The organism is Streptomyces sp. BJ20 (assembly GCF_022869105.1).
In the GTDB taxonomy this organism is placed as follows: domain Bacteria; phylum Actinomycetota; class Actinomycetes; order Streptomycetales; family Streptomycetaceae; genus Streptomyces; species Streptomyces griseoincarnatus.
In genome coordinates, this window is the sequence record NZ_CP094918.1 from 4,024,903 (window position 1) to 4,048,906 (window position 24,004).

23 protein-coding genes and 1 pseudogene are annotated in these 24,004 nt (G+C 74.3%); 11 read left to right on the top strand and 13 right to left on the bottom strand.

Features of this window, described 5'->3' with window-relative positions; all coding sequences use genetic code 11:
* Positions 1 to 89 precede the first annotated feature (89 nt).
* Both MTR79_RS17930 and MTR79_RS17935 read left to right on the top strand, forming a co-directional pair.
* Complete coding sequence (locus tag MTR79_RS17930; RefSeq protein WP_189364720.1) at positions 90 to 245, top strand: hypothetical protein; 156 nt, start codon at positions 90 to 92, stop codon at positions 243 to 245.
* Positions 242 to 928, top strand: a complete 687-nt coding sequence (locus tag MTR79_RS17935) for a hemerythrin domain-containing protein (protein WP_244791252.1) — start codon at positions 242 to 244, stop codon at positions 926 to 928. The genes MTR79_RS17930 and MTR79_RS17935 overlap by 4 nt, the downstream gene beginning before the upstream one ends.
* Positions 929 to 937: 9 nt before the next feature.
* On the opposite strand, the gene MTR79_RS17940 is transcribed toward MTR79_RS17935, so the two are convergent.
* The 4 genes from MTR79_RS17940 to MTR79_RS17955 form a co-directional block, all read right to left on the bottom strand.
* Complete coding sequence (locus tag MTR79_RS17940) at positions 938 to 1,627, bottom strand: phosphodiesterase (RefSeq protein WP_244791254.1); 690 nt, start codon at positions 1,625 to 1,627, stop codon at positions 938 to 940.
* Positions 1,611 to 1,907, bottom strand: a complete 297-nt coding sequence (locus MTR79_RS17945) for a hypothetical protein (protein ID WP_244791256.1) — start codon at positions 1,905 to 1,907, stop codon at positions 1,611 to 1,613. Before MTR79_RS17945 ends, MTR79_RS17940 begins: the two co-directional genes overlap by 17 nt.
* Positions 1,908 to 1,998: 91 nt before the next feature.
* Positions 1,999 to 2,958, bottom strand: coding sequence for a Rieske (2Fe-2S) protein (locus MTR79_RS17950; protein ID WP_244791258.1), 960 nt, complete (start codon positions 2,956 to 2,958; stop codon positions 1,999 to 2,001).
* A gap of 40 nt (positions 2,959 to 2,998) precedes the next feature.
* A complete protein-coding gene (locus MTR79_RS17955; RefSeq protein WP_244791260.1) occupies positions 2,999 to 4,069 on the bottom strand; it encodes a sulfite oxidase in 1,071 nt (356 codons plus the stop codon).
* Positions 4,070 to 4,373: 304 nt separating this feature from the next.
* Between MTR79_RS17955 and MTR79_RS17960 the strand changes: the two genes are divergently transcribed.
* Entirely contained in the window at positions 4,374 to 5,891 is a 1,518-nt protein-coding gene (locus MTR79_RS17960; protein WP_244791262.1) for an MFS transporter, read from the top strand.
* 19 nt (positions 5,892 to 5,910) lie between these two features.
* Here the strand turns inward: MTR79_RS17960 and MTR79_RS17965 are convergent, their stop codons facing one another.
* Entirely contained in the window at positions 5,911 to 6,951 is a 1,041-nt protein-coding gene (locus MTR79_RS17965) for a zinc-binding dehydrogenase (protein ID WP_244793224.1), read from the bottom strand.
* Positions 6,952 to 7,041: 90 nt separating this feature from the next.
* On the opposite strand from MTR79_RS17965, the gene MTR79_RS17970 reads away from it, so the two are divergent.
* Positions 7,042 to 7,620 carry a TetR/AcrR family transcriptional regulator gene (locus tag MTR79_RS17970; protein WP_244791264.1) on the top strand — a complete coding sequence of 193 codons (579 nt, stop codon included), beginning with the start codon at positions 7,042 to 7,044 and terminating at the stop codon, positions 7,618 to 7,620.
* A gap of 126 nt (positions 7,621 to 7,746) precedes the next feature.
* Here the strand turns inward: MTR79_RS17970 and MTR79_RS17975 are convergent, their stop codons facing one another.
* Together MTR79_RS17975 and MTR79_RS17980 are read right to left on the bottom strand one after the other, a co-directional pair.
* Positions 7,747 to 8,214 (bottom strand): universal stress protein, encoded by a 468-nt coding sequence (locus tag MTR79_RS17975; RefSeq protein ID WP_244791265.1) that lies wholly within the window; start codon positions 8,212 to 8,214, stop codon positions 7,747 to 7,749.
* Positions 8,215 to 8,366: 152 nt separating this feature from the next.
* Positions 8,367 to 9,518, bottom strand: a complete 1,152-nt coding sequence (locus MTR79_RS17980) for a DUF3103 family protein (RefSeq protein WP_244791267.1) — start codon at positions 9,516 to 9,518, stop codon at positions 8,367 to 8,369.
* A gap of 254 nt (positions 9,519 to 9,772) precedes the next feature.
* Between MTR79_RS17980 and MTR79_RS17985 the strand changes: the two genes are divergently transcribed.
* The 3 genes from MTR79_RS17985 to MTR79_RS17995 all read left to right on the top strand — a co-directional run bounded on the left by MTR79_RS17985 (position 9,773) and on the right by MTR79_RS17995 (position 14,936).
* Positions 9,773 to 11,938 (top strand): FUSC family protein, encoded by a 2,166-nt coding sequence (locus MTR79_RS17985; RefSeq protein WP_244791269.1) that lies wholly within the window; start codon positions 9,773 to 9,775, stop codon positions 11,936 to 11,938.
* A 145-nt stretch (positions 11,939 to 12,083) separates the two neighbouring features.
* The gene (locus MTR79_RS17990; protein WP_244791271.1) at positions 12,084 to 13,643 is read left to right on the top strand and encodes an SDR family oxidoreductase; all 1,560 of its coding nucleotides are present in this window, start codon (positions 12,084 to 12,086) and stop codon (positions 13,641 to 13,643) included.
* A gap of 150 nt (positions 13,644 to 13,793) precedes the next feature.
* Positions 13,794 to 14,936: a polyprenyl synthetase family protein gene (locus MTR79_RS17995; RefSeq protein ID WP_189364710.1), complete on the top strand. Its 1,143-nt coding sequence runs from the start codon at positions 13,794 to 13,796 to the stop codon at positions 14,934 to 14,936.
* A 59-nt stretch (positions 14,937 to 14,995) separates the two neighbouring features.
* Here MTR79_RS17995 and MTR79_RS18000 read toward each other — a convergent pair whose 3' ends face one another.
* On the bottom strand, positions 14,996 to 15,574 hold the full coding sequence (locus MTR79_RS18000; RefSeq protein ID WP_048458699.1) for a DNA starvation/stationary phase protection protein: 579 nt from the start codon (positions 15,572 to 15,574) through the stop codon (positions 14,996 to 14,998).
* 183 nt (positions 15,575 to 15,757) lie between these two features.
* On the opposite strand from MTR79_RS18000, the gene MTR79_RS18005 reads away from it, so the two are divergent.
* On the top strand, positions 15,758 to 16,258 hold the full coding sequence (locus tag MTR79_RS18005) for an N-acetyltransferase (protein WP_189364709.1): 501 nt from the start codon (positions 15,758 to 15,760) through the stop codon (positions 16,256 to 16,258).
* 36 nt (positions 16,259 to 16,294) lie between these two features.
* On the opposite strand, the pseudogene MTR79_RS18010 reads toward MTR79_RS18005, so the two are convergent.
* The 3 genes and pseudogenes from MTR79_RS18010 to ctaD all read right to left on the bottom strand — a co-directional run.
* Positions 16,295 to 16,443 (bottom strand): annotated as a pseudogene (locus tag MTR79_RS18010) (AraC family transcriptional regulator); the annotation flags it as partial.
* 73 nt (positions 16,444 to 16,516) lie between these two features.
* A complete protein-coding gene (locus MTR79_RS18015; RefSeq protein WP_189364708.1) occupies positions 16,517 to 16,891 on the bottom strand; it encodes a hypothetical protein in 375 nt (124 codons plus the stop codon).
* Positions 16,891 to 18,606 carry a cytochrome c oxidase subunit I gene (gene ctaD / locus MTR79_RS18020; protein WP_244791273.1) on the bottom strand — a complete coding sequence of 572 codons (1,716 nt, stop codon included), beginning with the start codon at positions 18,604 to 18,606 and terminating at the stop codon, positions 16,891 to 16,893. The genes MTR79_RS18015 and ctaD overlap by 1 nt, the downstream gene beginning before the upstream one ends.
* Before the next feature lie 297 nt (positions 18,607 to 18,903).
* Here ctaD and MTR79_RS18025 point away from each other — a divergent pair, with 297 nt between their 5' ends.
* Positions 18,904 to 19,164: a hypothetical protein gene (locus MTR79_RS18025; protein WP_244791275.1), complete on the top strand. Its 261-nt coding sequence runs from the start codon at positions 18,904 to 18,906 to the stop codon at positions 19,162 to 19,164.
* A gap of 12 nt (positions 19,165 to 19,176) precedes the next feature.
* Here the strand turns inward: MTR79_RS18025 and MTR79_RS18030 are convergent, their stop codons facing one another.
* Positions 19,177 to 20,892, bottom strand: a complete 1,716-nt coding sequence (locus MTR79_RS18030; protein WP_189364706.1) for a SpoIIE family protein phosphatase — start codon at positions 20,890 to 20,892, stop codon at positions 19,177 to 19,179.
* 231 nt (positions 20,893 to 21,123) lie between these two features.
* Here MTR79_RS18030 and MTR79_RS18035 point away from each other — a divergent pair, with 231 nt between their 5' ends.
* The gene (locus MTR79_RS18035; RefSeq protein WP_163078516.1) at positions 21,124 to 21,489 is read left to right on the top strand and encodes an STAS domain-containing protein; all 366 of its coding nucleotides are present in this window, start codon (positions 21,124 to 21,126) and stop codon (positions 21,487 to 21,489) included.
* A 140-nt stretch (positions 21,490 to 21,629) separates the two neighbouring features.
* Positions 21,630 to 22,250, top strand: a complete 621-nt coding sequence (locus MTR79_RS18040; protein WP_175446322.1) for a dihydrofolate reductase family protein — start codon at positions 21,630 to 21,632, stop codon at positions 22,248 to 22,250.
* On the opposite strand, the gene MTR79_RS18045 is transcribed toward MTR79_RS18040, so the two are convergent.
* Positions 22,232 to 24,004 carry a ThuA domain-containing protein gene (locus MTR79_RS18045; protein ID WP_244791277.1) on the bottom strand — a complete coding sequence of 591 codons (1,773 nt, stop codon included), beginning with the start codon at positions 24,002 to 24,004 and terminating at the stop codon, positions 22,232 to 22,234. The two genes, MTR79_RS18040 and MTR79_RS18045, sit on opposite strands and share 19 nt — an antisense overlap.

Consider the following 24,004-nt stretch of genomic DNA (forward strand, 5'->3'; position numbering starts at 1 on the left):
CCGCGGGAGCCGCGAAAAAGCACGTGCCGGGGTGCGCGGTCCGGCCCTCCGGGGGAACCCGGCGCCCGGAGCCGACATGAGGAGCGACCATGAACACCCCTGACGACAAGGACCTCACCCACCCGCTGGAGCAGGAGACGGGCGAGAGGGACGTCCCGCCGGAGGAGGACGGGACCAGGGACCAGGAGACGCCTGGCGGCGCCGACGGCCAGGACTCCGGGAGCACGTCCGGGGACCGGCCGTGACCGCGCCCGCCGTGTCGATCTCCGAACAGGACGCCGACGCGCTCGGCGGGGACGACAGCATCCTGATGCGCCAGCGCCGCGACCACGCACGGCTCGACGCGATGATGAACCGCTGCCTCTCCGAGGACCTCCCGCCCGGCGAGCTCGACGCACTGTGGATGGACATCGTCCAGCTGGTCTTCTCCCACGCCTTCGCCGAGGAGACCGTGCTGTGGCCGCTGCTGCGGCGCGTCTCGCCCGACGGGGAGGAGCTGACCCGCCAGGTCGAGGCGGAGCACCAGGCGGTCAACGACCTCGTCGCGCGGATCGAACGCTTCCCCGACGACCCCCGGCGCGCGGAGTGGATCCGGCAGGCGTTCGCGCTGATCCGTCAGGACATCCGCGACGAGGAGGACGAGCTGCTGCCGCGGCTGCGGACCGCGTTCGACGACCGCAAGCTGCGGCGTATCGGCGCCGCGTGGGAGGCCGTACGGGCGACCGCCCCGACCCGGCCGCACCCCGGCGTGCCCCGGCGTCCGCCGGGCAACGCGCTGCGGGGCGTGCCGCTCAGCGCCTTCGACCGGCTGCGGGACCTCGCGCCGGGCAGCGGCCCGGCCGCGCGCCGCGCCTCCCTGGCGGCAGCCGGTGTCGCCGCGGGAGGCGCGGTCGTCCTGGCGGTGCGGTCCGCCCGCCGGCACGGCTGAGACAACGGATCACAGGGCGCCGCGCCCCCGGCGGGAGCCCGCGTACGCGGCGTCGCGCAACCGGTTGAGGCGGCCGGCGGGTCGCAGGCCGGGCAGGCTGTTGGCGACGGGGTCGTAGGACACCGTGGCCTCCGCCGGTGCGGGGTGCACCGCTTCGAGGGTGAGCGACGCGAACGGCCGCCAGGGCTCGTCGCTCGCGGCGGCGCACAGCCGGAACAGGACGGGACGGCAGGCGAGTTCCTGCCACAACGTCGGTCGCGGCGTGTGCGGCGGGTCAAGCATCGGGAAGGCGGCGAGCACCCGCTCGCACTCCCCCGTCCGGTAGGCCAGCAGGGTGGAGTACGCCCCGGTGAGCGCATCGGGGCGGAGCAGTGGCACATGGCGGCCGAGGCGGCCGTCGCCGCTGGACGTGAACAGCAGGTCGAGCGGCCGGTCCGGTCCGCCCGCGTCCTCGACGCGGACGGCCAGGCCGAGCGCGTCCGGCAGCCGTCCGGGCGTGCCCAGGGCATGGGACCAGCGCACGATGGCCGGATAGGAGGCGTGCCGGTCCAGCCAGGGCTCGCCCCAGAACCGTTCCCCGCGGCCCACCACGTGCAGGGTGCCGGAGCACAGCACGCCGGTGGGATGGACGGCGGGCGCCTCCCGCCACCGGGCCACCCGTTCGGCGGCCCGGTAGGCGGTGTCACGCACACGCGACACGGAACGTCCCTCGGATTCCCGGGCGGATGACCGCGCGGACGCAGCCGTCGGTCTTGTGTTCGGACATGTCGTACGCGGTGGGGGCGTCGTCCAGGGACACCGAGTGGGTGGCCAGGTGGGCGGTGGAGATCTCCCCGGCGGCGGACAGCTTGTCGACGCCTTCCCAGTACAGGGCCGGCGCAGCACTCCCTCCCCGCCGGAGCGGCGGCCGAAAAGTCCGACGAGCCGGCCGCCCGGTGCGGGCCGGGTCGTCGGCGGTGTGCCACAGCGCCCTCTTCATCGACTGCCTCCCACTCGTCACCGGCCGTCACCGTGCGGCGCCGGGTTTCCGCGCCGGGCGCGGTGACACGGCCGCCTCTCCCCGCGGGCGCTCACCGCGAGGGCCGGTGCCCGTCGACGGAGGTCTCCGTGAGCGCGTCGCTGCCGTAGGGCGCCTCCGGCACCTCGTGCAGGGGCAGTCGCACCTCGACGCGCCCGTCGACCACCCGGGTGTCGAAGGCGGGCTGGGGCGCGGTGGCGGGCCCTCCGACGTTCCAGCCGTCGGAGAGGCGGAAGACGCTGCCGTGCCAGGGACACCGGACGCAGCCGTCGGCGACCGTGCCCTCGGACAGCGGTCCCGCCAGGTGGCTGCACCGTTCGGCGAGAGCGTGGACCTCCCCGCCGCTCTCCCGCACCACCAGCACCGGCACGTCGTCCACGACGCACCGCACGGCCTCACCGACCGGGAACTCGTCGACGCCGCCGACGCGGTGCCAGCCGTCGCGCACGACGTGCGGCACCTCCTCGGCGTGGTTGGCGCCCGCCGCCTGCCGGTACGCCAGATGGCCGCCGAGCAGGCCGCCGACGCCGACCGCGGTCAGCCCGAGGTAGCCGAGGGCGCGTCCCTTCGCGCCCTTGCCGCTGAGACGCATCACGAGGGAGGCGCCGTAGAGGCCCACGGCGGCGGTGTTGGCCCAGGCGTGGACCAGGCCCACGCGCTGCTGCTCCCGGCGGAGTTCCGCCCAGTCGACGAGGCCCGACAGAGCGGCGGGGGCAGCCCCGGCGAGCCCCAGGGCCACCAGGAGATCCGCCTGCCGGGACCGGCCGGGTTTGAGGTCCAGCACGGCGGCCGACATCCAGCTGCCGATGGGCAGGTGGATGGACATGGGGTGCACGGGGTGGCCGAGCCACGTGCCGTGGAGCACGCCCCGGACACGGCCGAGCGGCAGCGCGCGTACGCGCCGGCCGAGCGTGTCGATCAGCTGGTCACGGCCGGGATCGCGCTCCAGCGCGTCCAGCAGCCACAGCATCCGGTTCTGTCCGAGGAGGCGACGCCCAGGCTTCTTGCTCATGGGCGCTGAGTTTCCCCACGCGCCGCGGACAAACAAACGGTCAGCGTACGCGCAGCCGCACGCGGGGCCAGGCATGGTTGGCGTATCCCTTCGGGTTCCACATCTGGGCCGGGGACTCCGGCATGCCCGCGCCGGAGGAGTCCCACGCGCGGGCCAGCACGCTCGCGTCGCCGGGCGGCAGGTCGAGGCTGGTGCGCCACCGCTGCCACGCCCCCGGCCCGGCGGGCGCATCGAGCGCGGCGCGGGACCAGGCGCGGCCGCCGTCCGTGGACACCTCGACGCGGGCGACGGTGCGGCCCTCGCCGGCGAGGGCGTACCCGGTGACCTCGACCGGGCCGCGCGGCAGGACGGCGCCGTCGGACGGGGTGAGGACGGCGCAGTTGAGCGGCAGCGGGCCGAGGGCGACGCCCTCGGGGTCGTCGCCGGTCGGCGGGAGTCGGTAGGCGGTGGCCTGGAAGTAGCCGTCGGAGGGGGTGATGCGCGCGGTGACGTGGGTGAGCCATTTGACGCTGCGGGCGCCGATCCAGCCCGGCACGACCACCCGGAGGGGCGCGCCGTGGACGGCCGGCAGCGGGGCGCCGTTCATCGCCCAGGCCAGGAGCACGTCCGGGGCCAGCGCGCGGTCGCGCGGAACCGACACCTCGTACGGCTGGGGCGGGGCGGCCGACGGGGAGACATCGGGTGCCTGGAAGGCGACGTGGGCGGCCTCCGGGGCGATACCGGCGTGGGCGAGGACGTCGGCGAGGCGCGCCCCGCGGAACCGGGCGGTCGAGAGGCCGCCCGGTCCCCACGGCGTCTCCCCGGGGACGGGGCGGACCACGGTCAGGTCGGCGCGCCGGTTGCCCGCGCACTGGAGGGTGACGGTCGCCTCGGTGGCGTCGAAGCGGGATCGCAGGTGATCGAGGGAGAGCGTCAGCGGGCGCGCCACCAGGCCGTCCACCACGAGCCGCCAGTCCGCCGGGTCGAGGCGGGGTACGGGGCCGTGGTTGCGGCTGTAGAACATGTCGTTGGGCGTGACCGCGGCGCGGGCGAGCGCGGCTCCGGGCGGTTCCGCGTTGAACGGCTCCCGGCCGTGGACCACCATGTCGTCGCGCTTGCCCCACATGCCCATGGTCGTGATTGTCCGCCTGTGGCCGGGGACGCGCCCGGTCACGCGGCGCGGGCCCTGCAGTGCCTGGCCGACCGCGTCCACAGCCCGCGCTACGACGTGCCCCCGCCGACGTTCCGTCCCGCACCGGCTGGTGGTGCGCGGAAGCACCGGAGGCTGACCGCGGGCCCGCGGGCGCGGACACCCCTGTGCCCTTTTTACGGAATGCCGGGTGTGCGCCGGGCCCGGCCGGGGAACATGTTCGCCCTGTTCGAGCCGTGCGCCTTGTGGGCCGTGCGGCCTGCCGGGCGGTGCGAGAGGACTGCGTGTGACAGCGTCGGCGTCAGGGTCGGGGGACCGGCAGCCCGGTGTCCAGGGGGACGCGTACGAGCCGGACCCGCGCCGTTGGCGGGCGCTCTGGGTGACCCTGGTCGCCGGTTTCATGAGCCTGCTGGACGTCACGATCGTGGCGGTCGCGCTGCCCACCGTGCAGCGCGACCTGGGAGCCTCCCCCGCCGAGGTGCAGTGGGTGGTGTCCGGCTACGCACTCACCTTCGCCCTCGCCCTCGTCACGGCGGGCCGGCTCGGTGACGCGCTCGACCGGCGGAAGATCTTCCTGCTCGCCCTGTGCGGCTTCGTGCTGTTCAGCGCGGCCTGCGGCGCCGCTCCCGACATCACCCTGCTGGTCGTGGCCCGTCTCGCCCAGGGCCTCGCGGCCGGTTTCATGGCGCCGCAGAACTCGGCGCTGATCCAGCAGATGTTCCGCGGCGCCGAACGCGGCCGGGCGTTCGGCTACTTCGGCGCGACCGTCGGCATCTCCTCCGCCTCCGGGCCGATCGTCGGCGGAGCGATCCTCGCCCTGGCCGACGGCATGCAGGGCTGGCGCTGGATCTTCTACGTCAACGTGCCCATCGGCGTCCTCGCCGTGCTGCTGGGCCGCCGACTGCTGCCGCGGACCCGGAAGTCGGGGCGGGGCCATGTGGACGGGCCGGGTGTGCTGCTGCTCGGTCTGGGCGTCCTGGCGTTCATGTATCCGCTGGTGCAGGCGGAGTCGGGCGGGCTGAGCCGGCTGTGGTGGCTGTTCCCGGTCGGCGCGGCGGTGCTCGCCGTGTTCGTCCGGCGGCAGCGGCGGCTGCTGGCCCGGGGGGCGACGCCGCTGCTGGACCCCCGCCTGTTCACCACCGTGCGCGGTTACGCCATCGGCGCGGGTGTCGGCACCCTGTACTTCATCGGCTTCAGCGGCGTCTGGCTGGTCTTCGCGCTGTTCTACCAGAACGGGCTGGACTACTCGCCGCTGGAGTCGGGGCTCGCCGTGACACCGTTCGCCATCGGCTCGGCGGGGGCGGCGGTGATGTCCGGTCGGCTGGTCGACCGGTTCGGGCGCGGGCTCACCGTGTGGGGTCTCACCGGTGTGATCGTGGGCCTCGGCACGGCAGCCCTGCTGCTGCGGTTCGCGCCGCTGGACCACGCGCCCTGGTTCGCCGCGCCCGCCCTGTTCGTCGGCGGCATCGGCGGCGGGTTCGTCGTGTCGCCGAACATCACCCTGACGCTGCGGGACGTGCCGGTGCGGATGGCCGGCGCGGCGGGCGGCGCCCTGCAGACGGGGCAGCGGCTCGGCGCGGCGGTGGGGACGGCGGCCCTGCCGGGCCTCTTCTACATGGTGCTCAGCCACAGCGACGACTTCCAGGTGGCCCTCTTCGTGGCGCTGGGCGTGGCCCTGGCGACGATGTCGACGTCGCTGGCCCTGGCGGCGTACGACTGGCTGCGCGACCGGCGCAGCCGCGCGGCGCACGGGGCGTGCCCGGAGGAGGTCGCGAACAGCCCGGTGCACTCCCGGTCGCTCTGACCCCGGCCGGTTCAGCGCGTCACCGCGCGCCCGGGTGCAGGACGATCTTGCCGACGTGTTCCCTGCGGGCGAGTTCCTCCTGTGCCCGTGCCGCCTGGTCCAGCGGGTAGGCGGCGGCGACGACCGGTTCGACGGCGGCCCGCCGCGCCATGTCCATGAGCAGGCCGAAGTGGGCCGGTGTGTGCATCGCGGAGCCGATCACCTGTGCGTTGTGCAGGTAGAGGCGGCGTACGTCCAGGGTCACCCGGTAGCCGCCGAGCGCCCCGGCGATCACCCAGCGTCCGCCCTCGCGCAGCAGCGGCACCGCCTCGCTCACCAGGTCACCGGCGACGACGTCCAGCGCGACGTCGACGCCCTCGGGCACGGCGGCGCGGATCCCCGCGACGACGTCCCCCGCCCGGTCGACGACGGCGTCCGCACCCGCCTCGCGCACGGCGTCGGTCTTGGGGCCGCTGCTGACGGCGACCACGTGGGCGCCCCGGGCCTGGGCGATCTGCACCGCCGCCAGCCCTACGCCCCCGGACGCGCCCGTCACCAGGACGGTCTCCCCCTCACGTACCCGGGCGCGTTCGATCATGCCGAGCGCCGTGCCGTAGGCGGTGGGCAGCGAGGTGAGCTGGTCGTCGGTGAGCGGGGAACCGGTGACGTCGTGCAGGCGCTCGAGCGGGGCGACGACGAAGTCGGCGTAGCCGCCGTCGCGTTCGCTGCCCATCAGGCCCACCGGGTGGGCGTCGGGGCCGTCGCCGTCGTAGAGCGCCGGGTCGACCACCACGCGGCGGCCGACGAGACCTGTGTCGCCGCCGGGGCCCACGGCCTCGACCCGGCCGGCCACGTCGGCGCCCTGGATACGGGGGAAGACGACGGGTCCGCGCCAGCCCGAGCGGGCCTCCGGGTCGCCGGGGCGGCCGTAGGCGCCCTCGCGGGTCCACAGGTCGGTGTTGTTGAGGGCCACCGCCGCGACCCGCACCAGCGCTTCGCCGGCTCCCGGGACGGGCACCGGCACCTCGGTCACCTCCAGCACCTCGGGTCCGCCGTGCCGTGTGATGCGTACCGCGCGCATGTGCTCGGACAAGGTCCTCACCTCCTCACGGGTATACTGATCTGTATACCTCTCGTTCCACCGTACACCGATCAGTGAAGGTCCGTGCCCATGGACAGCGGCAGTGACGCTCCTCCCCTGACGCCGGCCGGGCGTCGCATCGTCGACGCGGCCGAGGAGCTGTTCTACGAGCGCGGCATCACGGCGGTGGGCGTGGATCTGATCGCCGAGCACTCCGGCGTGACCAAGCGGACGTTGTACAACCGCTTCGGGTCGAAGGACAACCTCGTGGCGGCCTACCTCACCGAGCGCGACCGGCGCTGGCGGTCGGAGGTCCGCGCGGCCGTCGCCGCGAGCGGCAGTGCCGAGGATGCGGTCGCCGCGCCGTTCGAGGCGTTGCGGAGCTGGACGTCGACGCACACCCGGGGCTGCGCGTTCCTCAACGCCCTGGCCGAGCTGCCCGATCCGCAGCACCCGGGACACCGCGTCGCCGCAGACCAGAAGCGGTGGCTACGGGGCCTGTTCGAGGCACTGGCCACGGAGGCCGGCTGCCACGGCCCGGCCGCGCTCGCCACCCGGCTGTTCGTGCTGCACGAGGGCGCGGTGGCCACCGCGCCCCTGTCCCTCGGGACGGTCGCGGCGGCCGCGGATCTGGCGCGGGAGCTGGTGCGGGCGGCCGTACGCGGGTGACCTGACCCGGCGCTCAGGCCTCCTCGCCGACGCCGATGGCGGTTTTCCTCGCGGACCACGAAAACCGGGCGGACCGCCCCCGGGAGCTGGTGCGGGCGGCCGTACGCGGGTGACCTGACCCGGCGCTCAGGCCTCCTCGCCGACGCCGGTGACCGTGTCCTCGCGGACCACGACGACCGGGCAGGCGGCATGCTGCACGCAGTGCTGGGCGACCGAGCCGAGGAGCAGACCGGCGAAACCGCCCAGACCGCGGCTGCCGACCACGAGCAGGGACGCGTCACGGGCCGCGCGCAGCAGCACGCTGGCCGGTGTCCCGTACAGCACCTCGGTGCGGACGTCCACCGACGGGTGCGCGCCCAGCGTCTCCTCGACGCACCGGGTCAGGTCCTCCCGCGCCCTGGTCTCCAGGGCTTCCTCGTCACCGCTCGACGGCGGCAGCCAGCCGAGGGCGCCGTGGTACTGCGGGTAGTCCCAGGAGGTCAGCGCCAGCACCGTCCCGCCGGTGAGCGCGGCCTGACGGGCCGCCCAGCGCAGCGCCTCCCGTGACGACGGCGAGCCGTCCACCCCGACCACGACCCGGCCCTGATCCTCCACGGTCTCTCCTCACGCCCGACGGCCACGGGGCGGCCGGCGCGCGCCCCCGGCCCCAGCATCCGGCGGGCAAGCGCCGGATGCCGAGCCCAGCGGGTCCGGACGGGGCAGCGGGGCCGCACGGCGGAGGGATCCCGCCGCGAGGTCCCGAGGGGTCAGAGCTCCTGCACGAAGTACGGCTCCAGGGTCATCCAGCCGTTGCCGCGCGCCCCGTACCGGGTGCCGTTGTCGGCGCGGGCGAGGGTGTACCAGGAGTCGACGTAGTCCGGGTCGTCCGTCCACCAGTCGTCCGGGATCGCGTCGAGCACCGCGTTCACCAGCGGGACGTAGGCACCCTGGTCGGTCACGGTGAGCAGGACGGCGGCGATGGCCTTGGCGAGGTCGCGGTAGTTGGTGGAGCCGTCCTCCTCCATCATCACGGCGTCGGCCAGGTCGTACTTGTACGACGACCAGTTGACCAGGATCTGCTGAGGCCGGTAGACGGTGCCGTCGTTGTCGAGATACGGCATGTCGACCGGGTCGACCCGCACCTTGCCGTCGTGCCCGAAGCCGGTGACCAGGGTGTAGATCTCGGCGTCGCCCTTGATCCAGGGCTCCTGGTCGTCGGTGAGGGATACCGCGGTGATGCGCGTGGTCCAGAAGCCCGCGGCGGCGGCCGAGGTGCGCGCCTGCTTCGACTCTGGCCCCGGGTCGGCGGACCGCACGCCGCGCCGGGCGAGTTCCTCGTGGAGGACGTCCAGGCCCGCGGCCAGGGCGCGGGAGCCGTCGATGTCGACGACGTACACGGGACGCGCGGGGGCCTTGCGGGCGTCGAGCGTGTGGGCCCGGCCCTTGCTGTCGTACGCGGTGACGGGGCCGTCGTCCGAGGTGGCGGCCGCCACCCAGGGTTCCGTCCCGGCGGTGAGCGCGCCGCGCATCGACGGGTCGCCGAGTCGCAGCCGCAGCAGCGGACCGACGTCGGGAGCGAGGCCCTTGGCGGCGGCGATCCGGCGGTCGGCCGTGGCGAGGGCGGTCCGGAGGGCGCCGTCGGCGAGGGCCGTGACGGCGACCTCGTCGGAGGTCAGGGCCGCCTGGCGGACGCGGGCGCGCCAGGCGGGGTCGGTGAGCGCGGCGGCGATCGCCCGCGCGGCCGTGTCCTCGGTCGCGTGGACCTCGGACGCGGTCGAGGTGCGGGCTTCCCGGGTGGCCGCGGGGGCGGGTGCGGCGGCGGCCTGCGGGGCGGCGAGGGTCTGGCCGGCGCACAGGACGGCCAGGGTCGTCGCCGCGGCGGCGAGGGTGCCGCGGCGGCGGAGGTGACGGGGTCTCACGTGGATCGAGCCTCCTGGGACGAGTGGTCGACAGGGCACTGCGTGTGGAGCTCGCGGGTGTGACCGTGCGGGGGATCTATGCGGGTAGATACCCACGAGTAGCGATGATGACGGTGCCATGACAGACGCGCAAGAGGGCCCGCGCGCCGGAGTCGGGCGCGGTTCCGCCGCGGTCGGCCGGTCGGGCGGTCCCGCCGCGGACGCCGGTGCGGCCCGCGAGCAGCGGCGTCCGTGTCCCGGCAGGATGGTGCGCCATGTGGCACCGGGGACGCCCCGAGGGGCACGCGCGTTCCTGGCGGACTCTGCTGCCGACGCCGTCGTCACGGGCCGAGTCCGTGGGCGCGGCGCGGCGCGCGGTCCGCGTCACGGTCGCCGCCGTCACCGGGTTCTACCCCGCGGTCCACCTGCTGGACCGGCCGGTGTTCGCGCTGTACACGCTGTTCATCCCCGTCGCGTTCGGGCTGCTCTCGCCGCTCCCCGGCGCGGGGCGCCGCCGCGCCGGGAGCGTGCTGCGCGCCGTGCCGGCCGCCGCCGTGCTGATCACGCTCGGCACGTATCTGGCGGCGGCGACCTGGTCGGCGACGCTCGGCATGCTGCTCGTGGGGTTCGTGCTGGTGACGGGCGCCTCGATCGGGCCCCGGGCGACGGGTGTCGCCCCCGCGCTCCAGCTCTGCTACATCCTGGCCTGCTTCCCGCCGTACGCGCCCGGGACGCTGGGGGACCGCCTGGCCGGGCTGGCCGTCGGCGCGACGCTGACGATGCTCTGCGAGTGGCTGCTGCTGCCGGAGCCCGAGCAGACGTCGTACCGCAGCCGGGTCGCCGACGGCCTCGGCCTCGCGGCGCGCACACTGCGCGACCTGCCGCGAGGCGGCGCCGACGGCCGGGAGACGGCCGAACGGCTGCGGGCGGCGGGCCGGGAGCTGCGCTTCTCCCGGACGGCGGCCGGCTGCCGGCCCACCGGGGCCGGGGCCAAGGACCGCGCGCTGGCCCAGGCCGGCTACGCGACCCGCAGGTTCCTCGACCTGCTCGCCGTCCTCGCCCCGCTGCTGCGCCCGCCGGCCGACCTGCCGTCGGCCATGCTGCTGCGCGGTCTCGCCACGGCCTGCGCCGACGAGGCCGCCGCGCTGCGCGGCACCCGCCCTCCCTCCGGCCCCGAGAGGGTCGAGGAGATGATCGCGCAGTACGCGGCCGTACGGGGCGTGCCCCCGGACCTGCGCGAGGACCCGCATGCGCTGCTGCGGCGCCAGTCGACCCTGCTGGCCGCCGCGGTGTCCGCCGTGACGGTGAGCGCGGCGGTCGCCCTGGCGACGGGGCCGCGCCGCTCGATGCCCGGGTTGCCGCTGGAGCAGTTCTGGTACGCGGGCGCGTCCACGCCCCGGCTGTGGTGGGTGCGGATCGCCGACCACCTCACCCCGCGCTCCGTCGTGTTCCAGAACGCGGTCCGCACGGCCTCCGGGCTGGCGCTGGCGCGGCTGGTGGCGGGGTCGCTGGACCTGTCGCACGGCTTCTGGGTGCTGCTGGGCATGCTGACGCTGGGCCGCACCACGGCGGGCGCCACCTGGTCCGCGGTGCGGTCGGCGGCGGTGGGGACGCTGGTCGGGTCGCTGGCGGCGGGGGCGCTGCTGATCTCGGCCGGGGACGTGACCGAGGTCTACGCGGCGCTGCTGGTGCCGATGATGCTGGTGGCCTTCTCGGTGGGGCCCGTCGGCGGGCCCGCCTGGGGACAGGGGCTGTTCACGCTGGTGGTGTCCACGGCGTTCGCGCAGATCGCCCCGGTGACGTGGGAGCTGGCGGCGGCGCGGATCGTCGACGTGCTGACGGGCAGTGCGATCGGGCTGGTGTGCGGGGTGCTGGCCTGGCCCGCCGGCGCCCGGGGCGAGATGCGGCGCAGCGCCGCCGCCCTGTTCCGGGCCACCGCGCCGCTGATCCGGGTCACCGTGGAGCGGGCGGCGGCCGGGCACTCCGCGCCCGACACCCGCGCCGACGCGGCCGCGGCCCTGCGGCGGGCCATGCGGTACTGGCGCACCGCCCACGCCTCGTACGCTCAGCTGCGCACCGAGCCGCCGCCCCGGCGCGCGGCGGACGCCGGGGCCGACTGGCTGGCCGCGCTCAACCACGGCTCCCGCGTGCTGGTCGGCACCTACTGGCTGCCCTGGTCGCGGGGGACGGCGTGGCCGTCGGACGCGGCGTCCTGGGCGCGGGAGGCGACGGACGAGGTGGTGTCGGCGACGCTGCGGGCGGCACACTTCCCGGCCGACAGCGTGACGGTACGGGTCGCCCCGCTGCCGCCGGGGGTCCTGACGCGGCTTCCGGCGCCGTCCGTGTCTCATCTGGTCGACGTGGAGGTGTGGCTGCACGCCCTCGCCTCCGACCTGACGGCGGCCGTCGGGCCGGGCGGCACGGTGGAGGGCTCCCGGTGACGGCGGTCCGCCCGGTCACCCGTACGGCCCCACGCCACGACGCCTCCCGCCTGCCGACTCCGACCCTTGCGGCGCCCGACAGCGCGCGGCGGCGGGCGTGTGCGGTGAGGATCGACGCAGGTGTCGCGTCGAGGCGTGCGGAGGGATGACCGTGGACGGGCAGGGGCAAGGGACCGGGACGGGGCTGCACTGCCTGGTCACCGGGGCGTCCGGCTACATCGGCGGACGCCTGGTCCCCGACCTGCTGGAGGCCGGTCACCGGGTCCGCTGCCTGGCCCGCTCCCCCGACAAGCTGCGCGACCATCCCTGGGCGCCGGACGTCGAGACGGTGCGCGGCGACGTCACCGACGCCGCGTCCGTCGCCGGGGCGATGAAGGACGTCGACGTCGCGTACTACCTGGTGCACGCCCTCGGCAGCGGCGCGGACTTCGAGGACACCGACCGCCGCGCCGCCCGCACGTTCGCCGAGCAGGCGCACGCGGCCGGGGTGCGCCGGATCGTCTACCTGGGCGGACTCACCCCGTACGGGGTGCCGGAGGAGACCCTCTCGCCGCATCTGCGGTCCCGCGCCGAGGTGGGGCGGATCTTCCTGGACTCGCCGGTGCCCGCGACCGTGCTGCGGGCCGCCGTCGTCATCGGCTCGGGATCGGCGTCGTTCGAGATGCTGCGCTATCTGACCGAGCGGCTGCCCGTGATGGTCACCCCGAGCTGGGTGCACACCCGCATCCAGCCGATCGCGGTGCGCGACGTGTTGCGCTACCTGGTCGCCTCGGCCACGATGCCGCCCGACGTCGACCGGGCCTTCGACATCGGCGGCCCGGACGTGCTGACGTACCGGGACATGATGCAGCGCTACGCCGCCGTCGCCGGGCTGCGGCGGCGGGTCGTCGTGCCGGTGCCGGTGCTCACTCCCCGGCTGTCGAGCCACTGGATCGGGCTGGTCACGCCGGTGCCCGCCGCCATCGCCCGGCCGCTCACCGAGTCGCTGCGCCACGAGGTGGTGTGCCGCGAGCACGACATCGCGCGGTACCTGCCCGACGCCCCCGGCCGGCCCCTGCCGTTCGACGAGGCGCTGCGGCTGGCGCTGGCCCGGGTACGGGAGGCGCAGGTCGCCACCCGCTGGTCGTCGGCCTCCGTGCCGGGCGCGCCGAGCGACCCGCTGCCCACCGACCCCCGGTGGGCGGGCGGCAGTCTCTACCGCGACGAACGGGACCAGGTGGTGCGCGCGTCGCCGGAGGCGCTGTGGAAGGTGATCGAGGGCATCGGCGGTGAGCACGGCTGGTACTCCTTCCCGCTGGCGTGGGCGGTGCGCGGGCGCCTCGACCGGATCGTCGGCGGGGTGGGGCTGCGCCGTGGACGGCGTGACCCGCACCGGCTGCGGGCGGGCGACTCGCTCGACTTCTGGCGGGTGGAGGAGATCGAGCCGGGGCGGCTGCTGCGGCTGCGCGCCGAGATGAGGCTGCCCGGCCTGGCCTGGCTTGAGCTGCGCGTGGACACGGACGACGCGGGCCGCACCCGGTACCGGCAGCGCGCCCTGTTCCACCCGCGGGGTCTGCTGGGCCACGCGTACTGGTGGTCGGTGTCGCCCTTCCACGCCCTCGTGTTCGGGGGGATGGCCCGGAACATCGCCCTTGCGGCGGCCGAGGGCGCGGAAGGGCCGGGCAGTCGGCGGACCCGCCGGCTGCGCAAGGGCGTCCGCCGCTGATGTCCGGGCCCGCGCCGGAGGCGCTTCGCGTACACGTCGGCGCGACGGTCCGGGCCGTCGCGGGAACCGGGGAAGGTCATCCGGCTCCATCGCGGGTACCCGGGGGCGGACGCGAGCGTGCGGGCGACGGACGACGTAAAGGGGCTGTGCATGCGTGAACTGCGGTCGGCGACGGAGGAACCGGCGGAGCGGGCCGGTGGACCGCTCACCGCCGACGCCGCCACCAGGGCCGTGGGGCGGGTCCTGGGCGAGGTGCTGGACGAGCGGATGTCGGAGGCGTACGACCTCGACGCCGTGTTCGCCCGGGACGTGGCGGGCCGTGTCTCCGCGTTCGCCCGGCGCGGCGGGAAGCGGCTGCGCACGGCGTTCGCCTGGTGCGGCTGGCGCGCCGGGGGCGGCACGGGTGACCCCGGTCCGCTGCTGCGGACGGGCGTGGCGCTCGAGCTGGTGCAGACGTGCGCGCTCGTGCACGACGACGTGATGGACGGGTCCCATCTGCGGCGCGGGGCGCCCTCGATGCACGTCGACCTGGCGCGGATGCACCGGGCGGAGGGCATGACGGGCGGCGCCGAGTCGTTCGGGCACTCGGCGGCGGTGCTCGCCGGTGACCTGGCCCTGGCCTGGGCGGACGACCTGATGACGGAGATCGCGCTCGCCACCCCCAACGGACCCCGGCTGTACCGGGAGTGGCGGGCGATGCGCGAGGAGATGGTGGCCGGGCAGTACCGCGACCTCCAGGCGCAGGCGGCGGGCGCGTCCGGTGTCGACGAGGCGCTGACCATCGCGACGCTCAAGAGCGCGCTCTACACGGTGGAACGACCGCTGGCCCTGGGCGCGTCGCTGGCCGGGGCGGACGAGGCGGTGACGGCGGCGCTGCGGGCGGCCGGCCGGTGCGCGGGGCTCGCCTTCCAGCTGCGGGACGACCTGCTGGGCGCCTTCGGCGATCCGGCGCTGACCGGGAAGCCGGTGGGCGACGACCTGCGGGCCCGCAAACTCACGTATCTGCTGGCCGTGGCCCTGGAGATGGGCCGGGCGACCGGCGACGAGGAGGCCGTGGCGCTCCTCTCCCCCGCCGGTCCCGCGCTTCCGGAGCGCGCCGTGGAGGGGGTGCGGGCCGCGCTGGAGCGGACGGGCGCCCGGGACATGGTGGAGGCGAAGATCGCCAAGCTGGCGGACACGGCTCTGCGGCACTTCGGCGAGACGGACGCGGACGCCGTGGTGCGGCGGGAGTTCGCCGCGCTGGTCGCCCGCGCGTCGGGCATCAGGGCGCCGAAGGTGCGGGAAGCGGTGTGAGGCGGGCGGCCCGCCACGGCCTGGACGGGAGCGTGGCGGGCCGCCCGACCGGGTGCGGGTCAGGGCTGGCGGCGGGCCTGTTCGGCGGCCTGGTCCGCGGCGCCGGTCTCGGTGGTGGCGCCGCGCGTGCTCAGCTTGCCGCCGCTGGACTCCAGGTGGGCGCGGACGAACCACTGGAACAGTTCCAGGCCGCGCAGCTGCTCGATGAGCATGTCCTGGGTGACCGGGTCGGCCTCCTCGGTCTCCCGCATCGCCTCCCGGTGGTCCTCGATGAGGTTCGTGTAGACGAGGTCGAGCGCGCCCAGGTGCTCGATCGCCTCGGCCCGGCCGATGGAGTAGTCGTTCCAGGAGCGGGCGGCGACCAGCGCGCCGGGGGTGCCGTCCGGCTCGCCGCCGAGGGTGGAGATCCGCTCGGCGATGTCGTCGGTCATGCCCCGCACCTTGTCGACCTGAGGGTCGATCATCTCGTGCACGGCGATGAAGTGCGGTCCGACGACGTTCCAGTGCACGTGCTTCAGGGTCAGATGGAGGTCGTTCAGGGCGTGCAGTCGCATCTGCAACAGCTCGATGATCCGTCCGCTGTCCTGGGTGCTCAGGCCCGGCACGGTGTATGAGGGGTCGTCCTGCTGTGACGGCACGAGAGGCTCCTTGCGATCGTCCGATGCTCGGACCTCCAGATAAGCGGTTCGTCCGCCGTTTGCGCGGTTCACCCTCGCGCACCCCCGCGCGTCTCACCGGTCTGGAGCAGCGGACCGCGGTGCTCGGGGCCCGCTCGCATATTGCTTTGCCGTGCGAGGACGGCGCGTGGTTGGCTCCCGCCCATGAGCTGGCTTCCGCGTGACTTCGTCCACCCCCTGCACGTCGACGTCCCCGGCGGTGCGGGACATCGGCTGCGCCCGATCGCCGGCGCCGACGCGCCGCTGGACTACCCGGCGGTGATGGGGTCGCGCGAGCGGCTGTGGTCCGTCTTCGGCCCGGCCTGGGGCTGGCCCTCGGCCACGATGACGTACGAGGCGAACCTCGCCGACCTCGAGCGGCACGCGGCCGAGATCGAGGCGCACGAGTCCTTCAACTACACGATCGAGAACCCGGAGCGCACCGCGCTGCGCGGCTGCGTCTACATCGACCCGCCGGAGAAGGAGGGCGCGGACGCCGAGATCTCCTGGTGGGTGGTGGACGACGAGGTGGACGGCCCCCTGGAGCGGGCGCTGGACGCGTTCGTCCCGCGGTGGATCGCCGAGGACTGGCCGTTCGAGCGGCCCCGCTTCATCGGCCGGGACCTCACCTGGGAGGAATGGCTGAAGCTGCCGGACCTCGCCTGAGGTCAGGGCGTCAGGGCCACGGGCTCCTGTCCGGTCGGGTGCGCCGAGCGGGCGCCGGTCCTCCCGGCTGAACGGGGAGGGGTTGTCGTAGCCCACGCGCCGTCCGACGGCGGTCCGTCGCCCAGGCGTGTGGCGGGCAGCAGCGGGGCCTTCTGGAGCCGGATCTGTTTCCGGGGCTGTGCCGGCCCGCGGCCGGCGAGGCGGCAGACGGCCGGCCGGCGACGGCGCGCGGCTCCGCGGCCGGCGGACCGGCCGGGGTCAGCGGGTGAACAGCCAGAGCGCCCCGTTGATCCCGGTGGCGCAGGCCAGCAGGCCGGACGCCCAGGCCACGTGACGTCTCAGCAGCGCGCCGCGCAGTTCGGCGTACCGCGCCTCGTACTCGCGGCGCAGTTCGTCGGCGCGGCGCACCGTGGTCCGGAGCATCTGCCGGGTGAGGTCGATGCGCCGGTCCACGTAGTGCCGTGTGAGGTCCTCCGCCTGTCCGGTGGTCAGCCACGGCAGGTCGGCGCAGAGCGCCTCCGCCTCCCGGCGTGCCTCGGCGATGTGGGAGCGCGCCATCACGATGCCCTCCGCCTCGGCCATGACGGCCGAGGCGTCGTGCGCGTGGCCGCGACGGGACCACGACCGCGGCATCAGCGGTCGCCCTTGTGGCCGCCGGGGTCGATGACGTCGCGCTGCCCGGTGTTCTCCGCCTGGTCGACGCCGGCCAGCGCCGGGTGGCGCAGGTCGAAGGCGGGCGACTCGGAGCGGATGCGGGGCAGGGTGACGAAGTTGTGCCGGGGCGGCGGGCAGGAGGTGGCCCACTCCAGCGAACGCCCGTATCCCCAGGGGTCGTCCACCGCGATCTTCTCGCCCTTCTGTGCGGTCTTCCAGACGTTGTAGAGGAAGGGCAGCGTCGACAGGCCGAGCAGGAAGGCGCCGATGGAGGACACCGTGTTGAGGGTGGTGAACCCGTCGGCGGCGAGGTAGTCGGCGTAGCGGCGGGGCATGCCCTCGGCGCCCAGCCAGTGCTGGATCAGGAAGGTGGTGTGGAAGCCGACGAACAGCGTCCAGAAGTGCACCTTCTCCAGACGGTGGTCGAGCATGGTGCCGGTCATCTTCGGCCACCAGAAACTGAATCCGCCGAACATCGCGAACACGATCGTGCCGAACAGCACGTAGTGGAAGTGGGCGACGACGAAGTAGCTGTCGTGGACGTGGAAGTCCATCGGCGGGGACGCCAGCAGCACGCCCGTCAGACCGCCGAAGAGGAACGTGACGAGGAAGCCGGCCGCCCACAGCATCGGTGGTTCGAAGGACAGACTGCCCTTCCACATGGTGCCGATCCAGTTGAAGAACTTCACGCCCGTCGGCACGGCGATGAGGAAGCTCATGAAGGAGAAGAACGGCAGCAGCACCGCGCCGGTGGCGAACATGTGGTGCGCCCACACCGTGACGGAGAGGCCGGTGATGGTGATGGTCGCCCCGACGAGTCCCATGTAGCCGAAGATCGGCTTCCGGGCGAACACCGGGATGATCTCGGTGACCACGCCGAAGAACGGCAGCGCCAGGATGTAGACCTCGGGGTGGCCGAAGAACCAGAAGAGGTGCTGCCACAGCAGGGCCCCGCCGTTCCCCGGGTCGAAGATCTGCGCGCCGAAGCGGCGGTCCGCCTCCAGGGCGAACAGCGCCGCCGCCAGGACCGGGAACGCCAGCAGCACCAGCACGGAGGTGAGCAGCACGTTCCAGGTGAAGATCGGCATCCGGAACATCGTCATGCCGGGCGCGCGCATGCAGATGATCGTGGTGATGAAGTTGACGGCGCCGAGGATCGTGCCGAAGCCGGACAGCGCCAGGCCCATGATCCACAGGTCGCCGCCCTCCTGCGGGGTGCGCTCGCCGCCGCTGAGCGGCGTGTACGCCGTCCATCCGAAGTCCGCCGCGCCCTGGGGGGTGAGGAAGCTGGTCATCACAATGAGTCCGCCCAGGGCGAACAGCCAGTAGGACAGCATGTTCAGGCGGGGGAACGCCACGTCCGGGGAGCCGATCTGCAGCGGCATGATCGCGTTGGCGAACCCGGCGAACGTGGGCGTCGCGAACAGCAGCAGCATGATCGTGCCGTGCATCGTGAAGGACTGGTTGTACTGCTCGGACGACACGATCTGGAGCCCGGGCCGGGCCAGTTCCGCGCGGATCACCATGGCGAGCAGACCGCCCACCAGGAAGAAGGCGAACGACGTGATCAGGTAGAGGTGCCCGATCTTCTTGTGGTCGGTGGTGGTCAGCCAGGAGATGACCACACGCCCCCTCGCTCGTCGTCCCTCCGCCGCAGGAACCGGGGAAAGAGGTTCGGTCGTGTGTGTCGCCATCGAGTTCCTTCGGGTTCACTGCGCGGGGATCGGCGGGAAGGGAACGCACTCCGTTGCGGGCGCGATCGGCACGCATGTGCCGGATCGACGCTATGTCAGGTGACCGGGCGCCGGGTCCTGACACCCGCCGAGCGGAGGGGTAGTTCACCCCTCCGAGTGGCGTCGCTTCGTAAACGGATTGCGAAGGGTTCTGGACGGCCCCTGTTTCCTTTGCCCGGTCCCGGCAACGTCGGCCCGGCGTCCTCGTCCGGAGGCGGGCAGTGTGGAGCGCGCAGGCGGCAGGTGAGGATGCGGGGCATGACCGGACGCACGAACGCGCGGCGGAAGGGAGCCTCCCCTTCCGCCGGCGCACCCTCGCAGAACGATTCCCCGCCTGCTGACGCCGTGGCCGAGGTGGTCACCCGGTTCGAGGCGTACGCGCGGGCCCGCGCGGCCCGGGACAGCCTGCTCCCGGGGGCGCGCACCGGCCCCTGGCACGAGCAGCACGCCTTCGACGACCTCCAGGCGGCCGTGGCCCGCCTCCGTGACAGCGTGCGCCGCCCGGCGGGAGGGGCGTAGCGCGGCGGAGACTCAGACGCGTCCGGGCCGGGGGCCGACCCGGACGGCGAGGAGGGCGACGTCGTCACCGTTGTCGGCGGGACGCGCCCGGTGGAGCAGTTCGTCGGTGAATTCTCCGACCGGGCGGTGGGCCAGCGCGGCGGCGTGCCGGCGCAGCCGCTCCAGCCCTTCGTCGATGACGTGGCTGGGGGCCTCGACCAGCCCGTCGGTGTAGAGGACGAGCGTGGAGCCCGGCGGCAGGACCGTCGAGCCGTCGGCGCGTGAGCGGTCGGCGGCGGTGCCCAGCAGCATGCCGCCGCCTTCCGTGAGGTAGCCGGCCACGCCCTCGCGGGTGACCAGCAGCGGCGGCGGGTGGCCGGCGTTGGTCCAGCGCAGGGTCCACCGCCCCTCCTCGTCCGTGCCGAGGAAGGCGAGCACCAGGGTGGCCATGGTGACGTCGGTGATGCGCAGCACGGCGCGGTCCACCCGCTCGACGACACCGCTGGGCGGCTCGTCCAGGGAGGACCAGGCGTAGGAGCGCAGCACGTTGCGGAGCTGGGCCATGCCCGCGGCGGCGTCCAGGTCGTGCCCGGAGACGTCGCCGATGACCAGGGCGGTGTCGCCGTCGCCGAGGGAGAAGGCGTCGTACCAGTCACCGCCGACGTGGGAGGCGTCCGGCGCGGGCAGGTAGCGGGACGTCATCTCCAGGCCGGGGACACGCGGCAGCTGGGGCAGCAGATAGCGCTGCATCGTCTCGGCGACCTTGCGCTGCCGCTGGTAGAGGCGGGCGTTGTCCAGGGCCAGTCCGGCGCGGCGGGTGATGTCCTCCAGCAGGGTGAGGTCGGCGGGCGTGAACGCGTCGGCCCGTTCGGAGCGGCCGAGGGTGAGGGCGCCGAGGACCTCGCGCAGACCACGGATGGGCGCGATGGCCGCCGAGTGCATGCCCGTGGCCTCGAACAGCTTCCGCTGCTCGACGGCGATGCCCGTGTCGGGGGACCGCTCGTACGTCTCGGGGCCCGCGATCGTCGAGGAGACGCCCCGCAGGGCCCGGGACAGCGGCATCGGGGACTCTGCGGGGACGGGCGCCATGGGCCCTTCGAGGTCGCGGCGGGAGACGTGGACGCCGTTCTCCACGTGCACCACCTTGGTGCGCCACACCTCGTCGCGTTCGCTGATCAGGTCGATCACCGCCCAGTCCGCGAGGCGCGGCAGCACCAGGGACACCAACCGGCGCAGCGCCTCGTCGACGGAGAGGGTGGACGTCAGCTGGGTGGTCATCTCCGCCAGGAGGGCGAGCCGCTCCAGCTCGTCGAGCGTCCCCTCGGGGGCCGCGGCGGGGCCGGGCTCCTCGGCGGGGGCCTCGCGCGGGTGGAAGAGGACGAGGACGCAGGTGCCGCCGGTTCCGGCGTCGTAGGGGGTGAGGCTCCAGGCGACGGGGAGGAGTGTGCCGTCGCCCTTCTCGAACCACTCGCCGTCGTGCTGAGCCGGGCGGCCCGCGAGGAAGGCGGGCCGCATGCGGCACCGCGAGGTCGGCAGGGTCTCGCCGTGGGCGTTGCGGTGCAGCAGGTCGTGCGCGTCGGCGCCGACGAGTTCGGCGGCGGGGCGTCCCAGCAGCCGCTCGGCGACAGCGTTGACCGCGACGATCGCCCCGCGTTCGTCCACGACGTAGGCGCCGGTGCCGAACGCGGTGAGCGTGTCGCCGATCACCCCGGCGGTCTCACCGCCGGATTCCGGTCCCGTCGTCGCCATGTCCACTCACCCCTCCGGATCATCGCACGCCCCGCACGTGCGGGGCGTGCCGCCCCTCGTGCAAAGGGCTCCGCATGGAGCGGACCGGGATGGGTAGGCGCAGCGACGGCCCGGGGCGTGCACCAGTCACCTGCCCGGACTTCGTAGGATGAACCGGCCGGCCGGGCACCATGGGGGTGGGCGGAGGTCGGGTTCACCCGCATGCGCAGAACACCCCGCCGAGGAGAATTCGTGTCCGTACCGGACGAGACGTTCACCGTCACCCCTCGCCCGCACGCCGCGGGGCCTTACGTCCTCGAGGTGGCCGGGGAGCTCGACCATCACACGGCGCCGCTGCTGACGGAAGCCGTCAACGAGGCGCCGTTCGGTCCGTACGGTGTGGTGCTCGACCTGTCAGGGCTGACCTTCTGCGACTCGTCGGGGATCACGGTGTTCGTTACGGCGCACCGCCGGTCGCGGGAGAAAAGCTCGCAGCTCAGTCTGGCCGGGGTGCCGCCGGCCCAGATGCGGGTGCTGCGCATGGTGGGGCTGGACGAGGTGTTCACCTTCCACGCCGGCGTCGAGGACGCGCTCCGCGCGGCCCGGCCGCTGCCCTGACCGCAGGACGCCTTTTCACCCGTACGGGTGTACGGTCGTGCCTCTCCCCCGTCCCGCGGGCAGGGTCCTCCCGGCGGACCTCGCCCTCACGGAAGGAGCGCGACCACGATGACGATGCGCGTACGGCAGGCAGGCGCGTGATGAGCGCGCGGGCCGGCAGGGTGGTCTGCGACCTCACCGTCTCCCTCGACGGTTACGCCGCCGGCCCCGGGCAGAGCGAGGAGCGGCCGTTCGGCGACGACGGCGGCGACGGCTGGGGCGCGACGCTGCACGGCTGGATGTTCGAGGACGCCGAGGAGAACCGGGCGGAGATCGACCTGCTCGGCTCCGCGCGGGCTTTCGTCATGGGGCGGAACATGTTCGGCCCCGTGCGCGGCCCGTGGGACCGCCCGTGGAACGGCTGGTGGGGCGACGAACCGCCCTTCCACGCCCCGGTGTTCGTGCTGACGCACCACCCGCGGGAGCCGCAGCCGATGGCCGGAGGGACCACGTTCCACTTCGTCACCGACGGGATCGGGGCGGCGCTGGAGCGGGCGCGCGCGGCGGCCGGTGACGGTGACGTGGCGGTCGCGGGCGGAGCGACCACGGTGAACCAGTACCTCGCCGCGGGGCTGGTGGACGAGCTGCGGCTGCACGTCGTGCCGCTGACGCTCGGGGCGGGACCCCGCCTGTTCGACGGGGTCCCGCGCCTCCGGCTGGCGCAGGTGGCGTCACGGCCGGCCCGGAGGGTCACCCACCTGACCTACGAGGTGCTCGCCTGAGGGGATACCTCTCGCGGAAGCGTCCACTTCTGGTTGGGTCCGGTGTGGCAGGTCCACAGATGGACCGGGGTGCGGTCGTCCCAGGTGCCGCCCGAGGCGTCCAGGCACTTGCCCGACTGCGGGTTGCGCACCGTCCCGTCCGCCTGCGCCGCCCACACCTGCGCACCGGTTCCGTTGCAGGTCCACAGCTGGATCCGCGTACCGTCCAGGCTCCCGCCCCCCGACACGTCGAGGCACTTGCCGAGCGCCCGCAGCGTCCCGTCGCCCGAGACGGTCCACCGCTGGGCTGGGGAGGAGTTGCAGGCGTAGATCTGCACCCGCGTCCCGTCCGCCGTCCCCGCGTTGTCCACGTCCAGGCACTTGTCGTTGACGCCGCGGATCTCCCCCGTGCGAGGTCCGGGTGTGACGCCGTTCTGCTGGAGGCGGATGTTACGGAAGGACACCTGGTCGCCGTCGCCGTGGTTCTGCAGGCCGATGTGACCGTCGCGCAGGCTGCGGGCGGGGTCGGTGTTGGTGAAGTCGTTGATCTTCCGCCCGTTGAGGAAGATCTCCAGCCGTTCGCCGGTGACGCGGAGTTCGTACGTGTTCCACTCCCCCGGCGGGTTGAGGGCGGCGTCCCGGGCGGCGACGTCGGCGGACTGGAAGCCGTAGACGGCTCCCGTGGTCCGGTCGGCGGTGTCGGTGGCGTCGATCTGGATCTCGTAACCGTGGTCGACGGCGGACCACGGGTCGTCGGAGGCGGGGAACCCCAGGAAGACGCCGGAGTTGTCGTCGCCGTGCAGCTTCCAGTCGAGCTTGAGGGAGTAGTCGCCGGTGATCTCCCGGTCGTACCGGAAGAGGCCCATGCCGCCCTGGGAGGTGAGGGTGCCGTCGTCCAGGGTGAACCCGCCGGGGCCCGCCTGCTTCCAGGCGGTGGTGCCGGTGCCGTCGAACAGCGGGGTGTAGCCGGTCTCGGGGCGGCAGTCGGCCTGGGTCAGGCCGGCGGCCCAGCGGATGCCGCCGAGGAGGTGGCGCCGGAAGGCCGGTTCGGCGTAGGACTCGGCGGTGTGGCCGCCCCCGGTGTAGAACGCGCGGCCGCCCGCGTAGTCCTTGCACCAGGCGATCGGATGGTCGCCGGACATGGTGCCGCCCGAGTAGCTGGACTCGTCCAGGGAGGCGAGGACATGGGCGGTGGTGCGGGGGTTGGTGCGGTAGTTGTACCACTCGTCGGTGCGCTGCCAGGCGGCGCCGAGATGCGCGGTGGCGTCGTGCGCCCGGTCCTCGACCCGGACGGTGGCCGGCTGGATCGCCGGGTGGGACTGGAACAGGGCGCCGGCCAGTCCCGCGTAGAAGGGCCAGTCGTACTCGGTGTCGGCGGCGGCGTGAATGCCGACGTAGCCGCCGCCCGCGCCCATGTACTGCTCCAGGGCGGTCTCCTGCGCGGGGCCGAGGACGTCGCCGGTGGTGGAGAGGAAGACGACGGCCCGGTACTGGGCGAGGTTGGCGGTGGTGAAGGCGGCCGGGTCCTCGGTGGCGGTCACGGTGAAGTCGTGGGCCGCGCCGAGTTCGCGCAGGGCGGTGATGCCCTCGTCGATGGAGTCGTGGCGGAAGCCGGCCGTCCGGGAGAAGACGAGGATCCGGTACGCGGGGTCGGCCGCCGGTGCCGCCGTGTGGGTCGCGGCGGCGGGCGCGGCGGGAGTCGCGGCGGCCTGAGGGGTCAGGCAGAGCGCGGCGCCGGCGATCAGACCGAGTGCTGTTTTCCAGGGGGTGCGCAT

Excerpts from the sequence above, each read along its gene's own strand:
- MTR79_RS17930 (WP_189364720.1), top strand. The coding sequence starts at position 90 with ATGAACACCCCTGACGACAAGGACCTCACCCACCCGCTGGAGCAGGAG.
- MTR79_RS17945 (WP_244791256.1), bottom strand. The coding sequence starts at position 1,907 with ATGAAGAGGGCGCTGTGGCACACCGCCGACGACCCGGCCCGCACCGGG.
- MTR79_RS17950 (WP_244791258.1), bottom strand. The coding sequence starts at position 2,958 with ATGAGCAAGAAGCCTGGGCGTCGCCTCCTCGGACAGAACCGGATGCTG.
- MTR79_RS17955 (WP_244791260.1), bottom strand. The coding sequence starts at position 4,069 with ATGGGCATGTGGGGCAAGCGCGACGACATGGTGGTCCACGGCCGGGAG.
- MTR79_RS17965 (WP_244793224.1), bottom strand. The coding sequence starts at position 6,951 with ATGCGCGCGGTACGCATCACACGGCACGGCGGACCCGAGGTGCTGGAG.
- MTR79_RS17970 (WP_244791264.1), top strand. The coding sequence starts at position 7,042 with ATGGACAGCGGCAGTGACGCTCCTCCCCTGACGCCGGCCGGGCGTCGC.
- MTR79_RS17985 (WP_244791269.1), top strand. The coding sequence starts at position 9,773 with ATGTGGCACCGGGGACGCCCCGAGGGGCACGCGCGTTCCTGGCGGACT.
- MTR79_RS17990 (WP_244791271.1), top strand. The coding sequence starts at position 12,084 with ATGACCGTGGACGGGCAGGGGCAAGGGACCGGGACGGGGCTGCACTGC.
- MTR79_RS17995 (WP_189364710.1), top strand. The coding sequence starts at position 13,794 with ATGCGTGAACTGCGGTCGGCGACGGAGGAACCGGCGGAGCGGGCCGGT.
- MTR79_RS18005 (WP_189364709.1), top strand. The coding sequence starts at position 15,758 with ATGAGCTGGCTTCCGCGTGACTTCGTCCACCCCCTGCACGTCGACGTC.
- MTR79_RS18015 (WP_189364708.1), bottom strand. The coding sequence starts at position 16,891 with ATGCCGCGGTCGTGGTCCCGTCGCGGCCACGCGCACGACGCCTCGGCC.
- ctaD (WP_244791273.1), bottom strand. The coding sequence starts at position 18,606 with ATGGCGACACACACGACCGAACCTCTTTCCCCGGTTCCTGCGGCGGAG.
- MTR79_RS18025 (WP_244791275.1), top strand. The coding sequence starts at position 18,904 with ATGACCGGACGCACGAACGCGCGGCGGAAGGGAGCCTCCCCTTCCGCC.
- MTR79_RS18030 (WP_189364706.1), bottom strand. The coding sequence starts at position 20,892 with ATGGCGACGACGGGACCGGAATCCGGCGGTGAGACCGCCGGGGTGATC.
- MTR79_RS18040 (WP_175446322.1), top strand. The coding sequence starts at position 21,630 with ATGAGCGCGCGGGCCGGCAGGGTGGTCTGCGACCTCACCGTCTCCCTC.
- MTR79_RS18045 (WP_244791277.1), bottom strand. The coding sequence starts at position 24,004 with ATGCGCACCCCCTGGAAAACAGCACTCGGTCTGATCGCCGGCGCCGCG.